This window comes from Rahnella inusitata (assembly GCF_003263515.1).
GTDB lineage: Bacteria > Pseudomonadota > Gammaproteobacteria > Enterobacterales > Enterobacteriaceae > Rahnella > Rahnella inusitata.
The window spans coordinates 277,037-295,452 of record NZ_JYDE01000017.1; the positions used below are offsets into that span (position 1 = coordinate 277,037).

Annotated in this window: 16 protein-coding genes; 5 read left to right on the top strand and 11 right to left on the bottom strand. The window is 53.2% G+C overall.

Annotation, left to right across the window (positions count from 1 at the left end; all coding sequences use genetic code 11):
- Positions 1-3: 3 nt before the first annotated feature.
- The 8 genes from yejF to TU92_RS11180 all read right to left on the bottom strand — a co-directional run bounded on the left by yejF (position 4) and on the right by TU92_RS11180 (position 10,281).
- The gene (gene yejF, locus TU92_RS11145) at positions 4-1,617 is read right to left on the bottom strand and encodes a microcin C ABC transporter ATP-binding protein YejF (RefSeq protein WP_112167137.1); all 1,614 of its coding nucleotides are present in this window, start codon (positions 1,615-1,617) and stop codon (positions 4-6) included.
- 1 nt (position 1,618) lies between these two features.
- The gene (locus TU92_RS11150) at positions 1,619-2,662 is read right to left on the bottom strand and encodes an ABC transporter permease (protein ID WP_112167139.1); all 1,044 of its coding nucleotides are present in this window, start codon (positions 2,660-2,662) and stop codon (positions 1,619-1,621) included.
- Positions 2,662-3,756 carry a microcin C ABC transporter permease YejB gene (locus TU92_RS11155; protein ID WP_112167141.1) on the bottom strand — a complete coding sequence of 365 codons (1,095 nt, stop codon included), beginning with the start codon at positions 3,754-3,756 and terminating at the stop codon, positions 2,662-2,664. The genes TU92_RS11150 and TU92_RS11155 overlap by 1 nt, the downstream gene beginning before the upstream one ends.
- A gap of 10 nt (positions 3,757-3,766) precedes the next feature.
- On the bottom strand, positions 3,767-5,572 hold the full coding sequence (locus TU92_RS11160; RefSeq protein WP_112167143.1) for an extracellular solute-binding protein: 1,806 nt from the start codon (positions 5,570-5,572) through the stop codon (positions 3,767-3,769).
- 196 nt (positions 5,573-5,768) lie between these two features.
- A complete protein-coding gene (locus TU92_RS11165; RefSeq protein ID WP_112167145.1) occupies positions 5,769-7,352 on the bottom strand; it encodes a cyclic di-GMP phosphodiesterase in 1,584 nt (527 codons plus the stop codon).
- Between the two features lie 177 nt (positions 7,353-7,529).
- Positions 7,530-8,105, bottom strand: coding sequence for a bifunctional murein DD-endopeptidase/murein LD-carboxypeptidase (mepS, locus tag TU92_RS11170; protein WP_112167147.1), 576 nt, complete (start codon positions 8,103-8,105; stop codon positions 7,530-7,532).
- Between the two features lie 427 nt (positions 8,106-8,532).
- Entirely contained in the window at positions 8,533-9,246 is a 714-nt protein-coding gene (locus tag TU92_RS11175) for a phosphatase PAP2 family protein (protein ID WP_112167148.1), read from the bottom strand.
- A 51-nt stretch (positions 9,247-9,297) separates the two neighbouring features.
- Positions 9,298-10,281, bottom strand: a complete 984-nt coding sequence (locus TU92_RS11180; protein ID WP_112167150.1) for a CobW family GTP-binding protein — start codon at positions 10,279-10,281, stop codon at positions 9,298-9,300.
- Positions 10,282-10,498: 217 nt separating this feature from the next.
- Between TU92_RS11180 and TU92_RS11185 the strand changes: the two genes are divergently transcribed.
- Entirely contained in the window at positions 10,499-10,807 is a 309-nt protein-coding gene (locus TU92_RS11185; protein WP_112167152.1) for a fimbrial protein, read from the top strand.
- 238 nt (positions 10,808-11,045) lie between these two features.
- Positions 11,046-11,777 carry an FCD domain-containing protein gene (locus TU92_RS11190; RefSeq protein WP_112167154.1) on the top strand — a complete coding sequence of 244 codons (732 nt, stop codon included), beginning with the start codon at positions 11,046-11,048 and terminating at the stop codon, positions 11,775-11,777.
- Between the two features lie 65 nt (positions 11,778-11,842).
- Here TU92_RS11190 and TU92_RS11195 read toward each other — a convergent pair whose 3' ends face one another.
- A complete protein-coding gene (locus tag TU92_RS11195) occupies positions 11,843-13,312 on the bottom strand; it encodes a mannitol dehydrogenase family protein (protein ID WP_112167156.1) in 1,470 nt (489 codons plus the stop codon).
- 270 nt (positions 13,313-13,582) lie between these two features.
- A complete protein-coding gene (yeiP, locus tag TU92_RS11200) occupies positions 13,583-14,155 on the bottom strand; it encodes an elongation factor P-like protein YeiP (protein WP_112167405.1) in 573 nt (190 codons plus the stop codon).
- 245 nt (positions 14,156-14,400) lie between these two features.
- Between yeiP and TU92_RS11205 the strand changes: the two genes are divergently transcribed.
- Positions 14,401-14,655: a YkgJ family cysteine cluster protein gene (locus TU92_RS11205; protein WP_095922780.1), complete on the top strand. Its 255-nt coding sequence runs from the start codon at positions 14,401-14,403 to the stop codon at positions 14,653-14,655.
- Here TU92_RS11205 and TU92_RS11210 read toward each other — a convergent pair.
- Positions 14,652-15,866 carry a sugar efflux transporter gene (locus tag TU92_RS11210; RefSeq protein ID WP_112167158.1) on the bottom strand — a complete coding sequence of 405 codons (1,215 nt, stop codon included), beginning with the start codon at positions 15,864-15,866 and terminating at the stop codon, positions 14,652-14,654. The genes TU92_RS11205 and TU92_RS11210 overlap by 4 nt on opposite strands.
- Positions 15,867-16,338: 472 nt before the next feature.
- Between TU92_RS11210 and fruB the strand changes: the two genes are divergently transcribed.
- Complete coding sequence (gene fruB / locus TU92_RS11215) at positions 16,339-17,469, top strand: fused PTS fructose transporter subunit IIA/HPr protein (RefSeq protein WP_112167160.1); 1,131 nt, start codon at positions 16,339-16,341, stop codon at positions 17,467-17,469.
- The gene (gene fruK / locus TU92_RS11220; RefSeq protein ID WP_112167162.1) at positions 17,466-18,401 is read left to right on the top strand and encodes a 1-phosphofructokinase; all 936 of its coding nucleotides are present in this window, start codon (positions 17,466-17,468) and stop codon (positions 18,399-18,401) included. The genes fruB and fruK overlap by 4 nt, the downstream gene beginning before the upstream one ends.
- Positions 18,402-18,416 lie beyond the last annotated feature (15 nt).

An 18,416-nucleotide genomic window follows, 5' to 3' on the forward strand; every position in this document is an offset into this window, starting at 1 on the left:
GTTTCATTCCTTCTGCGTATCAAATGCATCAGACGCGGCCAGTAATTCGCGGGTGTAAGCCTGTTGCGGCGCGGTGAAAATTTGCTCACAATCCCCTTGTTCAACGACTTCTCCGTTTTGTAACACCATCAGCTGGTGGCACAGCGCCCGCACGACGTGCAAATCATGACTGATAAACAAATAGGTCAGGCTGCGACGTTGTTGCAGTTCGCTCAGGATCGCCAGAATTTGCGCTTGCACCGATTTATCCAGCGACGACGTCGGCTCATCAAGGATCAGCATTTCCGGCTCTAAAATCAGGGCGCGGGCGATGGCGATGCGCTGACGCTGGCCGCCTGAAAACTCGGTCGGATAACGCTGCCGGGTTTGCGGATCCAACCCCACGTCCTGCATGGCGCGGATCACCGCCTGTTCGCGCTCTTTTTGCGTCACTTTACGATGAACCAGCAGGCCTTCGGCGATGATTTGTTCGACGGTAAATCGCGGGTTCAGCGCCGAGAACGGATCCTGAAACACCACCTGAATCCGGCTGCGGAAGGGCAGCATTTGCTGGCGTGAAAAAGTGTGCAACGGCTGGCCGTCAAACCAGATTTCGCCTTGTGATTTCAGCAGGCGCAGCAACGCCAGCCCGGTAGTGCTTTTCCCCGAACCGGATTCCCCTACCACGCCGAGGCTTTCCCCGCGACGCAGCTGGAAACTCATCTGATTCACCGCGTGTTTGACGCTGACCGTGCGGCGCAGAAAGCCGCGTCTGACCGGAAACCCGACGTTCAGATTCTTCACTTCAAGCAATATCGGCGGTTCGCCCGTAAGCGGCTGCGGACGCCCCTGTGGCTCGGCCAGCAATAACTGGCGCGTATACGGGTGCTGCGGCTGGCTAAACAGCGTGGTGCGCGGTTGCTGCTCCACCAGACGCCCGTGCTGCATCACCGCGACATTATCTGCCAGACGGCGCACGATGCGCAGGTTGTGAGTGATAAACAGCATTGCCATGCCCATCTCCTGCTTCAGTTCGTCGAGCAAGGAGAGGATCTGCGCCTGCACTGAAACATCCAGCGCGGTGGTAGGCTCGTCGGCAATCAGCAGTTTGGGTTGGGTCAGGACGGCCATGGCGATCATCACGCGCTGGCGTTCTCCGCCGGAGAGCTGATGCGGAAAATCTTTCAGCCGCGCGGCAGCCTGGCGAATACCCACGCGATCGAGACAGCGGATAATCTCGCCGCGCGCCGCCTCACCGCGCAGACCGCGGTGTAACATCAGCACTTCGGCCAGCTGTTTTTCAAGAGTGTGCAGCGGGTTCAGTGAAACCATCGGCTCCTGAAATATCATCGAAATCTGGTTGCCGCGAATACCGCGCAGCGTGGTTTCATCGGCGTGCAGCAAGGATTTTCCGTTGAACAGAATTTCGCCCTGCGGATAACTCACCGGCGGCGAGGGCAGCAGGCGCAGCACCGACAGCGCGGTGACACTTTTGCCTGAGCCGGATTCACCCACCAGCGCCAGTGTTTCCCCGGCGCGGATATCCAGCGTGACGTCGCTCACCACCTCGCGCAGCTGATTTCCCTGGCGGAAAGCCACGCTGAGATTTTTGATCTGTAAAAGAGGAGTGTCTGTCATTTCAGCGCGCCTCATGGTGTTGAGCCGACGGATTAAAGGCGTCGCGAACCGCTTCACCAATGAAAATCAGCAGTGACAGCAGCGAGGCCAGCACCACAAAGGCGCTGATGCCCAGCCACGGCGCCTGCAAATTGTTTTTACCTTCCATCAGCAACGTGCCGAGCGAAGGCGAACCGAGCGGCAGTCCAAAGCCGAGGAAATCCAGCGAGGCAAGCGTGGTAATCGAGCCGCACAAAATAAACGGCAGATAGGTCAGCGTGGCGACCATCGCGTTCGGCAGCATATGTCGCAGCATAATGGCGCGATCGCTGACGCCCATTGCCTGCGCCGCGCGGATGTAATCAAAGTTTCGGGTACGCAGGAACTCCGCGCGCACCACGCCGACCAGAATCATCCAGCCGGAAAGTACGCTTATCAGCAACAACCACCAGAAATTGGGCTGCACGACGCTCGCCAGCATGATGATGAGAAACAGCGTAGGCATGCCTGACCACACTTCGATAAAGCGCTGTCCAATGAGATCAATTCGCCCGCCGTAATAGCCCTGCGCGGCACCGGCCGTCACACCAATCAGCGATGAGAATAACGTCAGCAAAATGCCGAAAAACAGCGAGATCCGCAGGCCGTAAAGGATTTGTGCCAGCACGTCGTGCCCGTTGCTGTCGGTGCCCAGCCAGTTTTGCGCGGAAGGTGGAGAGGGGAAGGGCTGCGTGGTGGCAAAGTTGATGGAGTTAAAGCTGCTGCGAATCGGTGCCCAAAGAACCCAGCCGTGGTCTTCCAGCTGGTTGAGCACAAAGGGATCCTGATAATCGGCAGGCGTTTCCAGTTCGCCGCCAAAGGTGGTTTCGCTGTAGTTAACCATGAAAGGCACAAACCAGTGGCCCTGATAGCGTGCCAGAATCGGCTTATCGTTGGCCAGTACGTTGGAGAGCAGCGCCAGAACGAAGATCACCAGGAAAATCCACAGCGACCAGAAACCGCGCCGGTTATGGCAAAAACGCGCCCAGCGCGCCTGATTCACAGTGCTTACTTTAAGTAAGGGCATCAGTGGCGTCCCTCGAAGTCGATACGCGGGTCAACCAGCGTGTAGGTGATATCGCTGATGATGTTGAGCAGCAGGCCAATCAGCGTGAAGACATATAACGTGCCAAACATCACCGGGAAATCGCGCTGCACAATGGCGTCGTAGCCTAGCAATCCCAGGCCCTGCAAGGAGAACATCACTTCAATCAGCAACGAACCGGTGAAAAACATGCTGATAAACGTGGCCGGAAAACCGGCGATTACCAACAGCATGGCGTTACGGAAAACGTGGCGGTACAGAATCTGTTTCTCGTTGAGGCCTTTGGCGCGCGCCGTCACTACGTACTGTTTGCCGACTTCATCCATAAACGAGTTTTTGGTCAGCATGGTGAGCGTCGCGAAGCCGCCAATCACCGTGGCCAGCACTGGCAGCGTGATATGCCAGAGATAATCGGTGACTTTACCGTACCACGGCAGGGTATCGAAATTGGGTGATGTGAGGCCGCGCAGCGGGAACCAATCGAGGTAGCTGCCGCCGGTGAATAACACGATCAGTAAAATGGCGAACAGGAATGACGGCACGGCATAGCCGATAATGATGAAGGTGCTGCTCCACATATCAAATTTGGTGCCGTTTCGCACCGCTTTGCGGATACCCAGTGGGATCGACACCAGATAGATGATAAGCGTGCTCCATAAGCCGATGCTTACCGACACCGGCAGCGCGCTTTTCACCAGCCCCATCACCGACGAGCCACGAAACAGACTGTCGCCAAAATCAAAGCGCACATAGCTCGACAGCATCTCGAAATAGCGGACGTGGAGCGGTTTATCGAAACCGAAGCGATGGGTTATTTCAGCAATGACTTCCGGATCCAGGCCGCGAGCGCCGCGGTACTGGCCTTCACCAAACTGTGCAACGCCCGGCGAGGCTTTGCCGTTACCAGAGTTACCGCCCGCGCCGGGCAGGCCGCTGGAATGTCCCATCTCAATGGCCGCAATGGCCTGATCAACCGGGCCACCGGGTGCTATCTGCACGATAAAAAAGTTGATGGTGATGATAGCCCACAGGGTCGGGATCACCAGAAGCAGTCGTCGTAATAAATAGGCGGCCACGGCGTTCTCCTCAGCGGCGTTCCGCAGGTAAGCGGGCGGCCCGGTTCATGTCATACCACCAGGTATCCAGCTCCATCCCGTTAGACGGCGCAACGGCAGGCATCGAGAATTTATCCCAATAAGCATAACGCTCGTGGTTGGTGTACCACATCGGGATCATCACCATATTCCACGTCAGTACGCGATCAAGCGCATGGCCAAGGGAAAGCAGTGCATCAGGATTGCCCTGATTAGCGGCGATCTCTTCGGTCAGTTTGTCGATGGCCGGATCGCTGATACCCGATTTGTTGTAGGTCGAATCGAGATATTTGGTGTTCCAGTAAATCTGTAAATCGCTGCTCGGATAAGAATTGGCAGGATAAACAGCCGGGATCATGTCGTAATCGCGCTGGCGCATACGGCGTACGAACTGGGAACTGTCGACTTCGCGAATCGACATTTTAATGCCCAGACGTTGCAGATTATGCTGGAACGGCAGAACGTACTGCGAATTTCCACCACTGGGTAGCAGCAGTTCGAAGGTAAAAGGCTTGCCGGTTTTACCGTTCACCAGCACCTGATTTTTCACTTCCCAGCCTGCTTCTTTGAGAAGTTGCGTCGCTTTTAACAGATTAATCCGGTCGTTACCGCTGCCGTCGGAGCGCGGCGGCTGATACAGTTTGCTGAACACTTCAGCCGGTACTTTACCTTTCAGCGGCCCCAGCCACGCCAGTTCGGCTGAGTCAGGGTAGTCTTTCGCGGCGTACTGCGTGTTTTGGAAATAACTGTCAACGCGCTGATAGGCGCCGAAATAGAGTGCTTTGTTCATCCAGTCAAAATCGAAAGCCAGCGTTATGGCCTCGCGGACTTTGCGGTCGGCAAACTGCGGACGATGCAAATTGAACGCCAGCCAGCGGGTATCCTGTGCTGCCTGATTTTCCTCATCGGCCTTCACAATAAAGTTTTTGCTGAAATTACCGCCCTGATACTGCGTTGACCAGTTCTTCGGTGAGGTTTCCATGCGGAAATCAAACGCGCCGGACTTAAAGGCTTCAAGCGCCACATTGTCGTCGAGGTAATAGTCGTAGCGGATGGTATCGAAATTATACCGGCCACGGTTGACCGGCAAATTAGCTGCCCAGTAATCGGGCACGCGGGAATAGGTAATGTACTGGCCAAGTTTGTAATCGCTGATGCGATAAGGCCCGCTGCCCAACGGTGGGGTATTGAGCGGTTCGTTGAATTTGTGTTTTTCCCAAAACGCCTGCGGCAGGATCGGCAAACCGAGCAGCCCGAGCATCATGTCTTTGTCCGGCTTCGGCAGTTCGATGCGCACGGTGAGGCGCGAAATGGCTTTCACTTCGACGCCTTTGTACACCACGCGAAACTGCGATACGCCTTCGGTCATGAATTTTTTAAACGAGAAGGCAACATCGCTGGCGGTGATCGGGCTGTTGTCGTTAAAACGGGCACGCGGATTGATATCCACTTCCACCCAGCGGTACTGGCTGTCGTAACGCGCAGAATCGGCGATCAGCGGATAATAACTGCCAATCTCATCGCTGGAGGTGGTGAAAAGGCTGTCGTAGAGCGATCCGCTACGCACGGCCGGATTGCCGCGGGAGGCGAAGCGGTTGAAGTTGTCATAGGTGCCGATGGCCGCGAGAGTCACCTGGCCGCCCTTAGGCGCGGCAGGATTGACGTAGTCAAAACTACTGAAGTTGGACACGTATTTCGGTTCGCCTAAAATCGCGAACGCATAGCTGTCCTGAATAACTTCAGCCTGAGCCCCGAGGCTCAGCAGGCACAATGCTGCGGCAATCACGCGAGAAAACATCCTGAATCTGCACTCCTGTGATGACAACAGCAAGTTGCGGCTTAGGCGCGGGCTGTCGTTCAGTGATGAATAAATTATGGCTAAGGCCTTGTAACGCGCCCGTTTTCGGCGACTTCCCTGATTTCGGCCTTTTTATCATATTCAGCTGCAGACGCCTAAAAGAAAAATAGCGCCGCAAAGGGCAGCAGTTGGCGGCTCAGATGTGATAGCACGCCTCTTTTTCGTTGAAGTCGCGAATGAAGTCCATCAGAACGGTGATGCCCAGCGGTTTGCTGTACAAAAAACCCTGGAGGTAGGTGACGCCGTGATTGCGCAGATAGTCGGCCTGTTGGTGCGTTTCCACGCCTTCGGCCACGGTTTTCAGCTTCAGCTCTTCGGTCAGCCTGAGAACGGTATCCAGTACGGGTGCGATCAGGGTTTTCTGGTCAATCGACATGACGAAACCCCGGTCGATTTTGAGATAATCGAGCGTGAATTTTTCCAGATAAATTAACGCGCTGTGGCCGGTGCCAAAATCATCAATGGCGATTTCAATTTTATGCCGACGCAGCCAGTTAAACTCGCGTATCGCCGCCTCGGTATCAATCATTCCCCGTTCGGTGATTTCGAAAACCACCTGAAACGCGTTTTCCGGCAGCGCTTCGACAAAGTTCAGGACATCATCATGAAAGCTGACTTTGTTCATGTGATGCGGGGAAATATTGATGCTCAGCTTGGCTTTATCGGAAAATGCGCGTTGCAGCTCATGCGCATCGGCAGCCACTAACGCCATCATATGTTGGGTCAGCTGGACTATCAGCCCCTGGGTTTCCGCATAGGCAATAAACAGGTCAGGAGGAATGCGACCTTCAATCGGATGCTGCCAGCGTAACAATGCCTCGACGCCGGTAATCTTCATGCTGCGTGATTCAATCACCGGCTGATATTCCACAAAAAATTCTTTGTTTTTCAGCCCGCGCAGGATCTCTTTTTCCACGTTGTGGCGATTGAGGTAACTGTGATAAATCAGCGTGCAGACGAATATGCTCAGCAGCAGACCGCCCAGCAGCGTAAAACGAAGATTGTCGGCGGTGAGGGAAGGGGAGTAGAGGCGGATGGTAAAAGGATAGTCGCCTGCTTTGATCTCGGTGTAATTGCTGCGCGGCAACTCGTTGAGTGAGACTAATCCTTCTTCTGTCGATAACAGCGCCGCGTTGCCGACCAGCAGGGCAAATCCGCGATATCCCGTACCGGGCTGGGAAAATAGCATGTATGGCGATAACGTCAGTTCGAGCGTGGCGATCACGCCGTCGTCAGGGGAGCCAGGATTACGTTGCCAGACGATGATCACCGGGCGGTTCGGCACCGCGGCCGTCCCCATCTGCAAACTGACGGCCATCGGTTGGGTGAAATCTATTTCACGCAGCGTGGTATTGGCTGGAACGTTCTGATTACCTGAGGCTGACGAGCAGAACACCATGCCATCACGCACCAGCTGGAAGTCCCGCACACCGACGCTGAACGCTGCGTCCCGGTTAATTTCGCGGGCAACGGACGCGCAGGGTTCGGCGGTGAGCAAGCCCAGCCTGCGCATACTGTCGGTTAACTGATGAAAATAGCGGGCGCTGAATTGCTCTGTTCTTTTAGCAATCTCATTTTGTTCGCGGATATTATTGGCTTTGATGACGCTGAGAGTGATGAGGGTAAATAAAATAAAAAATAAGACGGAGAAAAAAAGGCTTCTTTTTAAATAACGGCGTTTGGGCAATACGCTGTGCGTCAGCGCCGCTTTTAAACCCATGGGAGTTAACCTTTATCTGACTGATGAAATCAAAGTATAACTCAGCCAAAAAAACATCAGTCTTTTATTACGGGCAGTGATAAAGGGAAAATCGGAGCATAAAAAAACGCCATCCGAAGATGACGTTTTTTTATTCGCTTGGCATAGAACAACAAGAGCTAAATCATGGGGTAACGGTTAACCGTTAGCCAATACGCGTCTTGCTTCACGATAACGTGCATTCCAGTAAGTTTCTTTCAGATTTGAAATCATCACACCATTGCTGGTGGAGGCATGAACAAACTGATCGTTACCTAAATAAATGCCGACGTGACGGCCTGTTGAGCCGGCGCGGAACAGAACCAGATCACCCGGACGCAGTTTCGTGCGCTGGATTTTCTTGCCCTTTTCTTCCTGTTCATACGTTGAACGAGGCAAATCCATACCAAATTGTTCGCGGAATGTTACCTGAACGAAGGCTGAGCAATCGATACCACGCTTGCTGTCACCACCTAAACGATAACGAACGCCTTTCCAGTCAGCATACTGATCCATAATTTTGGATTTTACGTTGACGCTGCGAACCATTGCTTCGAATTCATCCTGAGAGGCTTGCAGTAGAAGACCGTCTTTGTCATTTACTGCACGCATATCAGTTTGCGCGTTTTCTGTGTTCGAAGAATGTGTACCACTACACGCAGTGAGAATAATTGCTGCGCCAATCGCGGGAATTATCCGCGTGATATATCTCAGAAACGGTTGAGACTTGACCATTATTGTTGTTATCCCTTGCTGTCCTTAACGATGAAATCGTTACTAAAATTGCCAAACGAAGCGAGACTACCCGCCGCGCACAGTTGGGACAAACACCTGAATGATAAAATGTGCGTCAGAGCACGTTTTTATCGTCAAACCGGGTGTTTTTGCCACATTTCTATGCAGGCGAATTGGAGATTACCGTAATGAATAGGGGATTGCGAGAGGTATTATGAGATTTTTTATAAGAAATTGTGATGTAAGCTTATGTAAGTAAAGATGTAAAAAAGATGGTTTATTTTTATGCTAATTTGGATTAAAACCGCATCGCAGGCGGGTTTCTGATTAACATTTCAGCTAAGTATATCTGGGATTTGTCTTAAAAAAAGACCCGCCAGACAGCAAAACGTCGACGGGTCATAATAAAATGATATGTATCAGTAGATCACGCTTTCTGAATGGGATTTTTATTACCGGGTAATTTTCTTTCCAGCCAGTTAATCAGCATGTCGCTGGCGGGTGTCATCAGCCACCAGCTGGCGCCGACCAGCACAACGGACATTGAACCGACCGCGATATCCGTGAACCAGTGCGCACCAATCATCACGCGTGGCAACGAGAAGATAATCGTAATAAGCACCGCAACGGCAAACGCGCCTTTGCTTAAATAGCGCAGCATAAAGCACGAGAAAATAATCAGCATCATGCCGTGGTCGCCTGGGAAACTGTCCGAAGACGCATCTTTGGTCGGAATGCCGGTCAGTTTACTCACGCGGTTAACATCCGGGAAACTCAGCGACGGGCTTTTATGACTAACGGGCAGTAAATGGCCGAGTTGGTTAAGCACCACAGCGGTCAGCAGCATGACAAAACCAATAATGACCAGACGACGGCGCCCCAGCGAATCTTGTTTGAGGAAGAAACACAAATACAGCGCACCCATCGCCAGCAGTGAAATGCTGTCAAAAGCCCGGTTATTGGTCACGGCTACCAGATGCAGGAACCAGTGGTCCGTTGCCAGATGCTGATTGAAGAAGAAGAAAATCGACTTATCAATCGGGAACCAGAAACCGTGATTCGCTGGCAGGTAATAGGATAAAAACAGGGCAACGCCTAATACATTGAGTATTAGGATTGCGGGTATATTTCGGCGCCACATAAATGAAAACCTATACTTAGCAGGGTAATGAATAAATTAGTCAGCGTTAACTTAATCCTTACAACTTAAACGAACCTTCAACAAGAGTGATTGGAGTTCATTCCATTGCGCAACATCTCGTGTAATCAGCTCGATTCTGCTGTCCAAGGGTGCCACCGGTTTTGTCTCAATATGCAGATCGTTTCCCTGGCGGTTAATCAACAGCGTCCCTTCCTTTATGCGCAAAATGCCTTTCACCCGGTCAACCGGTGCCATACGCGCCCAGTCGAGAATGCCTGCGGTATCAAACTGCGTGTCGCCATCAAAAATCCAGCCACAGCTGGTATAGCCGTCACCCTGATTCACTGCGCGACGCCAGCGCTGCGTTCCCGGCAGGCTCAGTGCTGCCAGTCCGCGTTTTTCCGCGTGTGCATGATGATGTTTGCCATCCGGCAGTTGTGCCTGATTAAGGCGCGGCAAATCGAGCAGGGCAGGGTCGACAGCACCCTGTGACGCAATCACCAACTGACGTCCGCCGCCGTTCAGCCGATACCACGTCTCCAGCGCCTGCTGATCCTGCGGCTGTGCCACGTCGGCTTTATTGGCGACGATCACATCCGCACAAGCCAGCTGGTCGCGGAAGTTTTCATTGTCGATAACGCGTTGATCGCTGAGCTGGCGTGGATCCAGTAAACACAGCGTGGCATTGAGCGTTATCCAGTTGTGGTAAACCTCTGACGTCAACAGGGACAGAATTTGCTTCGGATGACCGAGCCCGGTTGGCTCGATCAGCAAGCGATCGGGTTTTGCCTGCTGCAACAGCATGTTCAATCCCACCTGCATCGGCAAACCATTTACACAGCACATGCATCCGCCGGGTATTTCTTTGAGGACTGCACCGCTGTCGGCCAGCAAGGCGCCATCAATACCGATTTCGCCGAATTCATTGACCAAAATTGCCCATTTCTCACCTTCAGGCTTCTGAGCCAGTAAATGGCGCAGCGTGGTGGTTTTCCCGCTGCCGAGAAAGCCGGTGATCAGGTTAGTTTTGGTCATGACTGCCTATCCTTATTTGAAAAATTCACCCGACAATGTGCAACGGGCATTAAAGAAAATCCAGCGCTGTGCCGATGTTTGTTCCTGAAGGCTTGAATCTGACGTGCATTATCCCCAATTTTTTTCGCCCGCACAGTGCGAATTCGGTTAGGTGTATTAATGTTAAATTGACGTTAGCTAAATATTAAAAAATCTATTTTCATATGAGGGTGTAACCATGAACAGAATCATGTGGGTGCTGTTTTTGGGATTGTTAGCCTCAGGGATGACCCAGTTTGCGACGGCCGGCAGCACCGGGACGATCCACTTCTACGGTGCGATTGTTGACGGCGGATGTACCTTTGATACCGGCAGTAAGCAGGTTACCAGCAATTGCGAGCGGGGGAGTAAGAGCGTCAAACAGGTTCACGCTGTCGACCCACAAAACCCGCAGGCATTTAATTTGCCGCTATCGCTTGGAACTGTCACCACACAGTCTGTTAACAACGATCCGCATCTGGCGGTGATGACAGTCACGTATAACTAAATTGATAAATATTTCTTAATATTTTGTTGTGAAGTTTTGCCGCCAGAGACGCCTTTCGCATTTCTGGCCGGACAACCTGAAAACTGGCTGGCCCAATTTTGATCGGACCGTCAGTTTTCAGCTCTCCTTCTTTTACGATTATCCCCGCATGTTATAATTTCCCCTGTTAATGCAGGCATCGTGTCAGCGAATCACTCGCTTACAGATGTCAGACCAATTGAACGGCAGAGGCAACCTTATGCGACTTTATCAGGAGATTGGCGGGCACTTACGTCGTGATATACATGGCGGAAAATATGCCCCCGGTGACCGTTTGCCGCCGGAACGCGATATCGCTGAATCTTTCTCCGTAAGCCGCAGCGTAGTGCGTGAAGCACTGATCATGCTGGAACTGGAAAAAGTGGTGGATGTGCGCAAAGGCTCCGGCGTGTATGTGCTGCCGCCGCCTGAAAATAGCCAGCCAGAAGGCGCCGACAGCGGTTACGGCCCGTTTGAACTGCTTCAGGCGCGGCAGCTGCTGGAGAGCGAAGTTGCCGCCTTTGCTGCGATGCAAGCCACCAAAACCGATATTCTGCAAATGCGTGACGCCATTGACGCGCAGCGCGATTGTATTGAGCGCGGCGTTTCTGATGACGCCGAGGATCAGCGTTTCCACGGTTTGCTGGCGCAGGCGTCGCAGAACAGCGTACTGGTCAAACTGGTGGATGATTTGTGGGTGATCCGTCAGCGCAGCCCGATGTGGCAGGGGATCCATCAGCACGTCGGCGATAAAAATCACAGCCAGATCTGGTTGCAGGATCATCAGACCATTTTGCAGGCGGTGCTGCGCCGTGATCCGAAAGCAGCCAAGCTGGCGATGTGGCAGCATCTGGAGAACGTCAAAGATATGTTATTGCAGGTGTCGGACGCGGATGATCCCTCATTTGATGGATTCTTATTTTCCTCAGTGCCTTCTGAACTCAATGACTGATGAATCAGTGCCAACAAAAACGGCTGCCGCAGCAGCCGTTGCTTTTCATTTCATCACGCCAAATGTTAACCGACGTACTTCGCCACCGCTTTCTTCGCGCCGACGCGTTGCAAATCTGAATATGCCGCCAGAATTGCCTGCACTACTTTCTCTTCGTGCGGCAGTTGCTCACCAAATACGGCATTGAGCGCCAGCAGGGCTTTTACGCGTTCTTCGCCGTCTGCGGTAGATGCCACGATTTGAGCGAGCTGCTCAGCCATCGGATCTTTGATTTCAATTGGCTCACCGGCATCATCTTTCCCACCGATATAGCGCATCCAGCCCGCGACACCCAGCGCCAGCAGCTCATAAGAACCGCCGTTTTTCACATGCCAGCGGATAGAATCCAGCATACGTTGCGGAAGCTTCTGCGTGCCGTCCATGGCGATTTGCCAGGTGCGGTGTTTCAGTGCCGGGTTGCTGTAGCGTGCGATAAGACTGTCGGCGTAGGCGTTCAGATCTACGCCTTCCACGCTCAGCGTCGGCGCTTGTTCTTTCAGCATCAGACGATGGGCGGCGGTTTTGTAATGCTCATCTTCCATGCAATCGTTGATGTGCTGATATCCCGCCAGATAGCCCAGATAGGCCAGGAAAGAATGGCTGCCGTTGAGCATGCGCAGTTTCATCTGCTCGAAAGGCAAAACGTCAGAAACCATCTGCGCACCGGCCTTTTCCCAGTCCGGACGACCGGCGACAAAGTGGTCTTCCACCACCCACTGGATGAACGGTTCGCAGGCGATACCGCAAGGGTCAGCCACGCCACCCAGCGCCTGGGTGATTTCTTCCAGCGTATTTTCGGTCGCTGCCGGAACGATGCGATCCACCATGGTGCTCGGGAAGGAGACGTTTTCAGTGATCCACTGAGTCAGTTCTGCGGAACGCGCTTTTGCCATCCCCAGAACAGCGTTTTTGACCACCCGACCGTTTTCTGGAATGTTGTCACAGCAAAGCACGGTAAAGCCCGGCAGGCCGCGCTCATGGCGCAGGCGTAGCGCTTCAACCAGCACGCCTGGTGCGGTGCAAGGCGCTTGTCCGCCTGCCAGATCCTGCTGAATTTTCGGATTTTGCAGATCCAGTTCACCGCTGCCTGGCTCGATGCAATATCCTTTTTCAGTGATGGTCAGCGAGACAATGGCCACCTGCGCTTCGGTCAGTTTTTCGAGAACCGCATCCAGCCCGTCAATCAAGCCGTGCACCGAATCATGGGCCGAGCCGACAATAATCGGCTGATTACCCTCTGCGCCTTTTTCCAGCACGGTGAAAAGGTGGTTTTGCTCGCGTAACGTTTTGATCAACGTCTCGTTGCCGAAGAGGCTGATTTCACAGATGCCCCAGTCGCCGCCCTGTAAATTCAACACCCGGTTGGTCAGCAGCGCCTGATGCGCGCGGTGGAAGGCACCAAATCCAAGGTGAACAATCCGGCTTTTCAATGCATCGCGATCGTAAGCAGGCAATGACACGGCTGCGGGCAGGGACGCTGTGGCAATAGTTTTCATGCAATACTCCAGGCAAGTCAGAAAATAAATAATTGGTCAGGCCAAATAGGGGCTGTTTACCCGTCAGTTCAATTTCATGCTGGATAAAGCGACGATTTAAGCCGAAATCAGGGCTTTGAGTGTAAAGTCATATGATAGAAAGGGGAATTGGTAAGTCCGGAAGGCCTCTCGTTTTGTGAAGTAGATCGAGAGTCTGGCGCATTTCTGGCAAAGTTTAGGTAATAAAAAAGGAACGCCGCAGCGTTCCTTCAATTTCAGAGGGAGCAGGAATTAATCTGCGCGTCCCATGTAACGACGTTCAGCGATATGGATGCGGATTTTATCGCCGGTGCTCAGGTATTCTGGCACCTGAATGTTCAGACCGGTGGCCATCACAGCCGGTTTCGTGCGTGAACTGGCGGACGCGCCTTTGATGCCCGGTGCCGTTTCCATAATTTCCAGATCGACGGTCTGCGGCATTTCCAGCGCCAGCAGCTGGCTGTCCAGCGTCAGAACCTGCATACCCTGCAAACCTTCTTCTGGAATAAACAGCAGTTCTTCTTCGATCTGCGATTTATTGAAGGTGTAAGGCGTGAAGTCTTCGTCATCCATAAAGATGTATTCGTCGCCGTCGACGTAGGAGAAGTTCACCTTACGGCGGGTAAGGCTGACGGTATCGAGAATGTCGTCACCCTTGAAGCGCTCTTCCACTTTGCCACCGGTACGCACGTCCGCGAAACGCATTTTGTACAAGGTGCTTGCACCACGGGCACTTGGGCTTTGAACATCAATATCTTTTACCAGCAGCAATTTGCCGTCGTAGTTCACAACGAAGCCGCGTTTAATTTCGTTAGCACGAGCCATATAAATACCTGTCGAGATAAAGAGGAAAATAATTTGCGACACGTTACCCGCGGCGCCGGTTTCAGGCAAGCAGATAGCGCAAAAAGAGTCGGGAAAGTCCGCATTATTACGCATTTTTTCAGGCCAGCCCGTTGACGTTAAAAATGGGCCGTCAACTGTGTTAAAGAGTAGTAAATATTTCGCTGGTGGCGCAGTAAAGCGCCTGCTATTGTCGCGCCTCAAAACCAGACCTGAGGAGGCTGTTGATGGACTGTCGTACTGATTGCGGAGCCTGTTGCATAGCGCCTTCAATTTCCAGCCCGATCCCCGGAATGCCGGACGGCAAGCCTGCGAATACGCGTTGCGTTCAGCTGGCGGATAATTTCCTGTGCAAGATTTTTACCTCGCCGCTGCGCCCGAAAGTTTGCGCCAGTTTGCAGGCCAGCCGCGAGATGTGTTTCACCCATCGCGATCAGGCCCTGACCTATCTGATTAAACTGGAAGCAGACACCGCCCCCTAAGCTTGCGGAGCGACAGTTTCCGTGATCGGATTTTCCACGTTTTTCACGTTCCAGATACACAGCAGCGAGCCCACCACCATCACCAGCGCGGCGTAAAACACGGCATGATAATTCCAGAACTGTGCAATCACTCCGGCCAGCGATCCAGCGAGGATCCAGCCCGCGCGCGTGGAGTTAGTGAACAGCGTAGTAGCCGCGCCCGCCTGACCTGGCATCAGATCCTGAAAATACAACATCCCGATACCGGCCAGAATGCCGATGAAAACCGCGTTCAGCAGCTGTAAAGCAATCAGCATGACCGCGCCGGTAGTGAACAACAGACACCCGTAGAAAATCACACCGGCGACAACCGCCAGACGCATCAGGAAGCGCTTACCGAGTTGTCTTGCCAGATAACCGGCAATCAGCATCGTAGGGATTTCCAGACAGGCTGCGCTGCCCATCAGCACGCCCGCCAGCTTCTCCGGCAGACCCAGCTCGCGCACCACGTACAACGGCATACTGATCAGATAAATACTGTTGGCCGCCCACATCAGCGAGCATGCGATGAACAGCATCAGCGTGTCACGACGGTTACGGCGCGGCGCTTCGAGTGTTGCTGAAGTCTTCATCCGCGCTTTCGGCATTGACGGTAAAAACACGTACACCATCACGCCGCACACCAAAAATGCCAGCGTCGCCGCGCAGTACATAAAGGTAAAACCAAAGCCCATGGAGAGCGCGAACGCCAGCGGCGGGCCTACGACCCAAGCCAAAGAAACCTGCGCGCGCAAAATAGAGCTGAACATTACCGCTTCACGCCCGGTTTTCTCAGCATGTTCACGCGCCAGCGCGAACATCTGGGGGTTGGCGGTGGAGCCGAAGCTCGATAACAACACACCGATAAACAGCAAAATAAAGTAGTTGCGGTTGAAGGCGAACAGCACGCACGCCAGCGCACCGAGCAGGCAGCAATAGAGGATAAGCGTTTTGCGATCGCCGCGTTTATCCGACCACGTTGCCAGCAGCTGGCTGACAAAAATGCCGATCACCGCGCTGCCGGTAAAGAAGATGCCGACCATGAACGGGCTGACGTAAACCTGAGAAGTCAGAAACAGGCTGAGTGTCGGCGTTTGTAACGCGCCCGCGATGCCGGTGAGAAAGGCGATGATCAGAAAGGCCGTCGAGGTCATGTCGGGCAGGCGGCGGGCTGACGCTGTAGATGTTCGCATTGAGATAACTGTGCCAGAAGTAGGGAAGGGACGAAATTTGCGCGAATGTTACGACAGTTTAAAAAAAACAAAAACAGGTTTTGATCATCAAAAATGTAAACCCGGATGAATTTGCCATACTGAATAATAAAACCGCACTTTGTGTTAAAAATAGCCGAAAGACAGTGCCCGACAGCATCATCAGAAACCGTCAGCTGACGTCAGCTTTTGACGTTTAAGACTCAATACAACCGCGTCAGCCTGACTTCAGCATTTGTGTTAAGTGATTCGTTCCGAACGTTCTGAATAAAGGAAACTGTGCGTAGCATCAAAAATTCATCACGTAGAATCAGGGAAAACTTGCTTTAAAAGCGAGGCCGATTAAGACTTCCTGAAACGTTTCAGCGTTATCAGTTTCAACAACGAAATCTGGTGACGCTCCTTTTTTCTCAGTAAAGCTGAAACGATTCAATTTCAGCAGGAGAGGAGAATTATGTTCCAACTGTCACAGCAAGATATTCACCTCGGTGCAGCTGCCAGCGACAAGCAGGAGGCCATTCGTCAGGTCGCCGCTGCGCTGACTCAGGCTGGCCGTGTCAGCGAAGGTTATGTAGACGGCATGTTAGCCCGTGAACTGCAAACTTCCACTTACCTCGGTAATGGCATCGCTATCCCTCATGGCACCACCGATACGCGTGATCTGGTGCTCGATACTGGCGTTCAGGTTTATCAGTTCCCACAGGGCATTGCCTGGGGCGAAGATCAGACCGCTTACATCGTTATTGGCATCGCAGCCCGTTCTGATGAACACCTCAGCCTGCTGCGTCAGCTGACGCACGTCTTAAGTGATGACAGCGTGGCAGAACGCATGGCGAAAACAGATTCAGCTGAAGAGTTGCGCAGTCTGCTGATGGGCGAGAAGAACGCCGCTGAATTCTTGTTTGATACTCAATTGATTGCGGTAGATGTTGCGGCAGAAAATTTGATCACCCTGCAGGCACTGAACGCCGGTCGTCTGCAACAGGTTGGCGCGGTCGATACGGCCTTCGTCAGTGACGTGATCAGCCGTAAACCGCTGAATCTGGGACAGGGCATCTGGCTGAGCGACAGCACCGAAGGCAATCTGAAAAGCGCGGCGACGGTCAGTCGTGCTCAACAGGCCTTCGAACTGGACGGTGAGAAGGTGGCGTTGCTGCTGACTATTTCCGTCGCCGACGATCAGCCTCTGAACGTGCTGAACTACTTAAGCGATCTGCTGATTGCCAACAAAGCTGAACGCCTGCTGACGGCTGACGCCGTGGGTGTGCTGGCCTTGCTGACCAGTGAAGTCGCAGAAGAAGCCAACGTGCTGACGGCTGAATACGTGATCCGCAACGAACACGGTCTGCATGCGCGTCCGGGTACGGCGCTGGTCAACGTGATCAAACAGTTCACCAGCGAAATCACCGTCACCAATCTTGATGGCAGCGGTAAACCTGCCAATGGCCGCAGCCTGATGAAAGTCGTCGCGCTGGGCGTGAAAAAAGGTCATCACCTGCGCTTTACCGCCAGCGGTGAAGATGCCGAACTGGCATTGAAAACCATCGGTGAAGCCATTTCCGAAGGTCTTGGGGAGGGCGCATGAGCCGCAGAGTCGCCACAATTACCCTTAACCCGGCGTACGATTTAGTGGGCTATGTGCCTGAAATCGAACGCGGTGAAGTGAATCTGGTGCAGACCACTGGCCTGCATGCTGCAGGTAAAGGCATCAACGTTGCGAAAGTGCTGAAAGATCTCGGCATCGACGTCACTGTGGGTGGTTTCCTCGGTAAAGAAAATCAGGACGGCTTCCAGCTGCTGTTTAGCGATCTGGGCATCGCCAACCGCTTTCAGGTGGTCAATGGCCGTACCCGCATCAACGTCAAACTGACCGAAAAAGACGGCGAAGTCAGCGACTTCAATTTCTCCGGTTTTAACGTGACGCCTGCGGACTGGGAACGTTTCGTGACGGATTCTCTGTCATGGCTAGGCCAGTTCGACATGGTCTGCGTGAGCGGCAGTCTGCCTGCCGGCGTCGATCCTGACGCATTCACCGACTGGATGAAACGTCTGCGCGCGCAGTGCCCGTGCATCATTTTCGACAGCAGCCGTGAAGCACTGGTTGCTGGCCTGAAAGCTGCGCCGTGGTTGGTTAAACCAAACCGCCGTGAGCTGGAAATTTGGGCTGGCCGTAAATTGCCAGAACTGAGTGACGTGGTAGAAGCCGCGCACGCCTTGCGTGACCAGGGTATCGCCCATGTGGTGATTTCTCTGGGTGCAGAAGGTGCCTTGTGGGTTAACGCATCCGGTGCGTGGATCGCCAAACCGCCAGCTTGTGAAGTTGTCAGCACCGTCGGTGCCGGTGACTCCATGGTCGGTGGCCTGATCTACGGTTTACTGATGCGTGAATCCAGTGAACATACGCTACGACTGGCAACCGCCGTTGCCGCCCTGGCTGTCAGCCAGAGTAATGTCGGTGTCACCGATCGTCCGCAGCTCGCGGCGATGATGGCCCGTGTTGATCTGAAACCCTTTTAATCCGCAGGAGGCAGA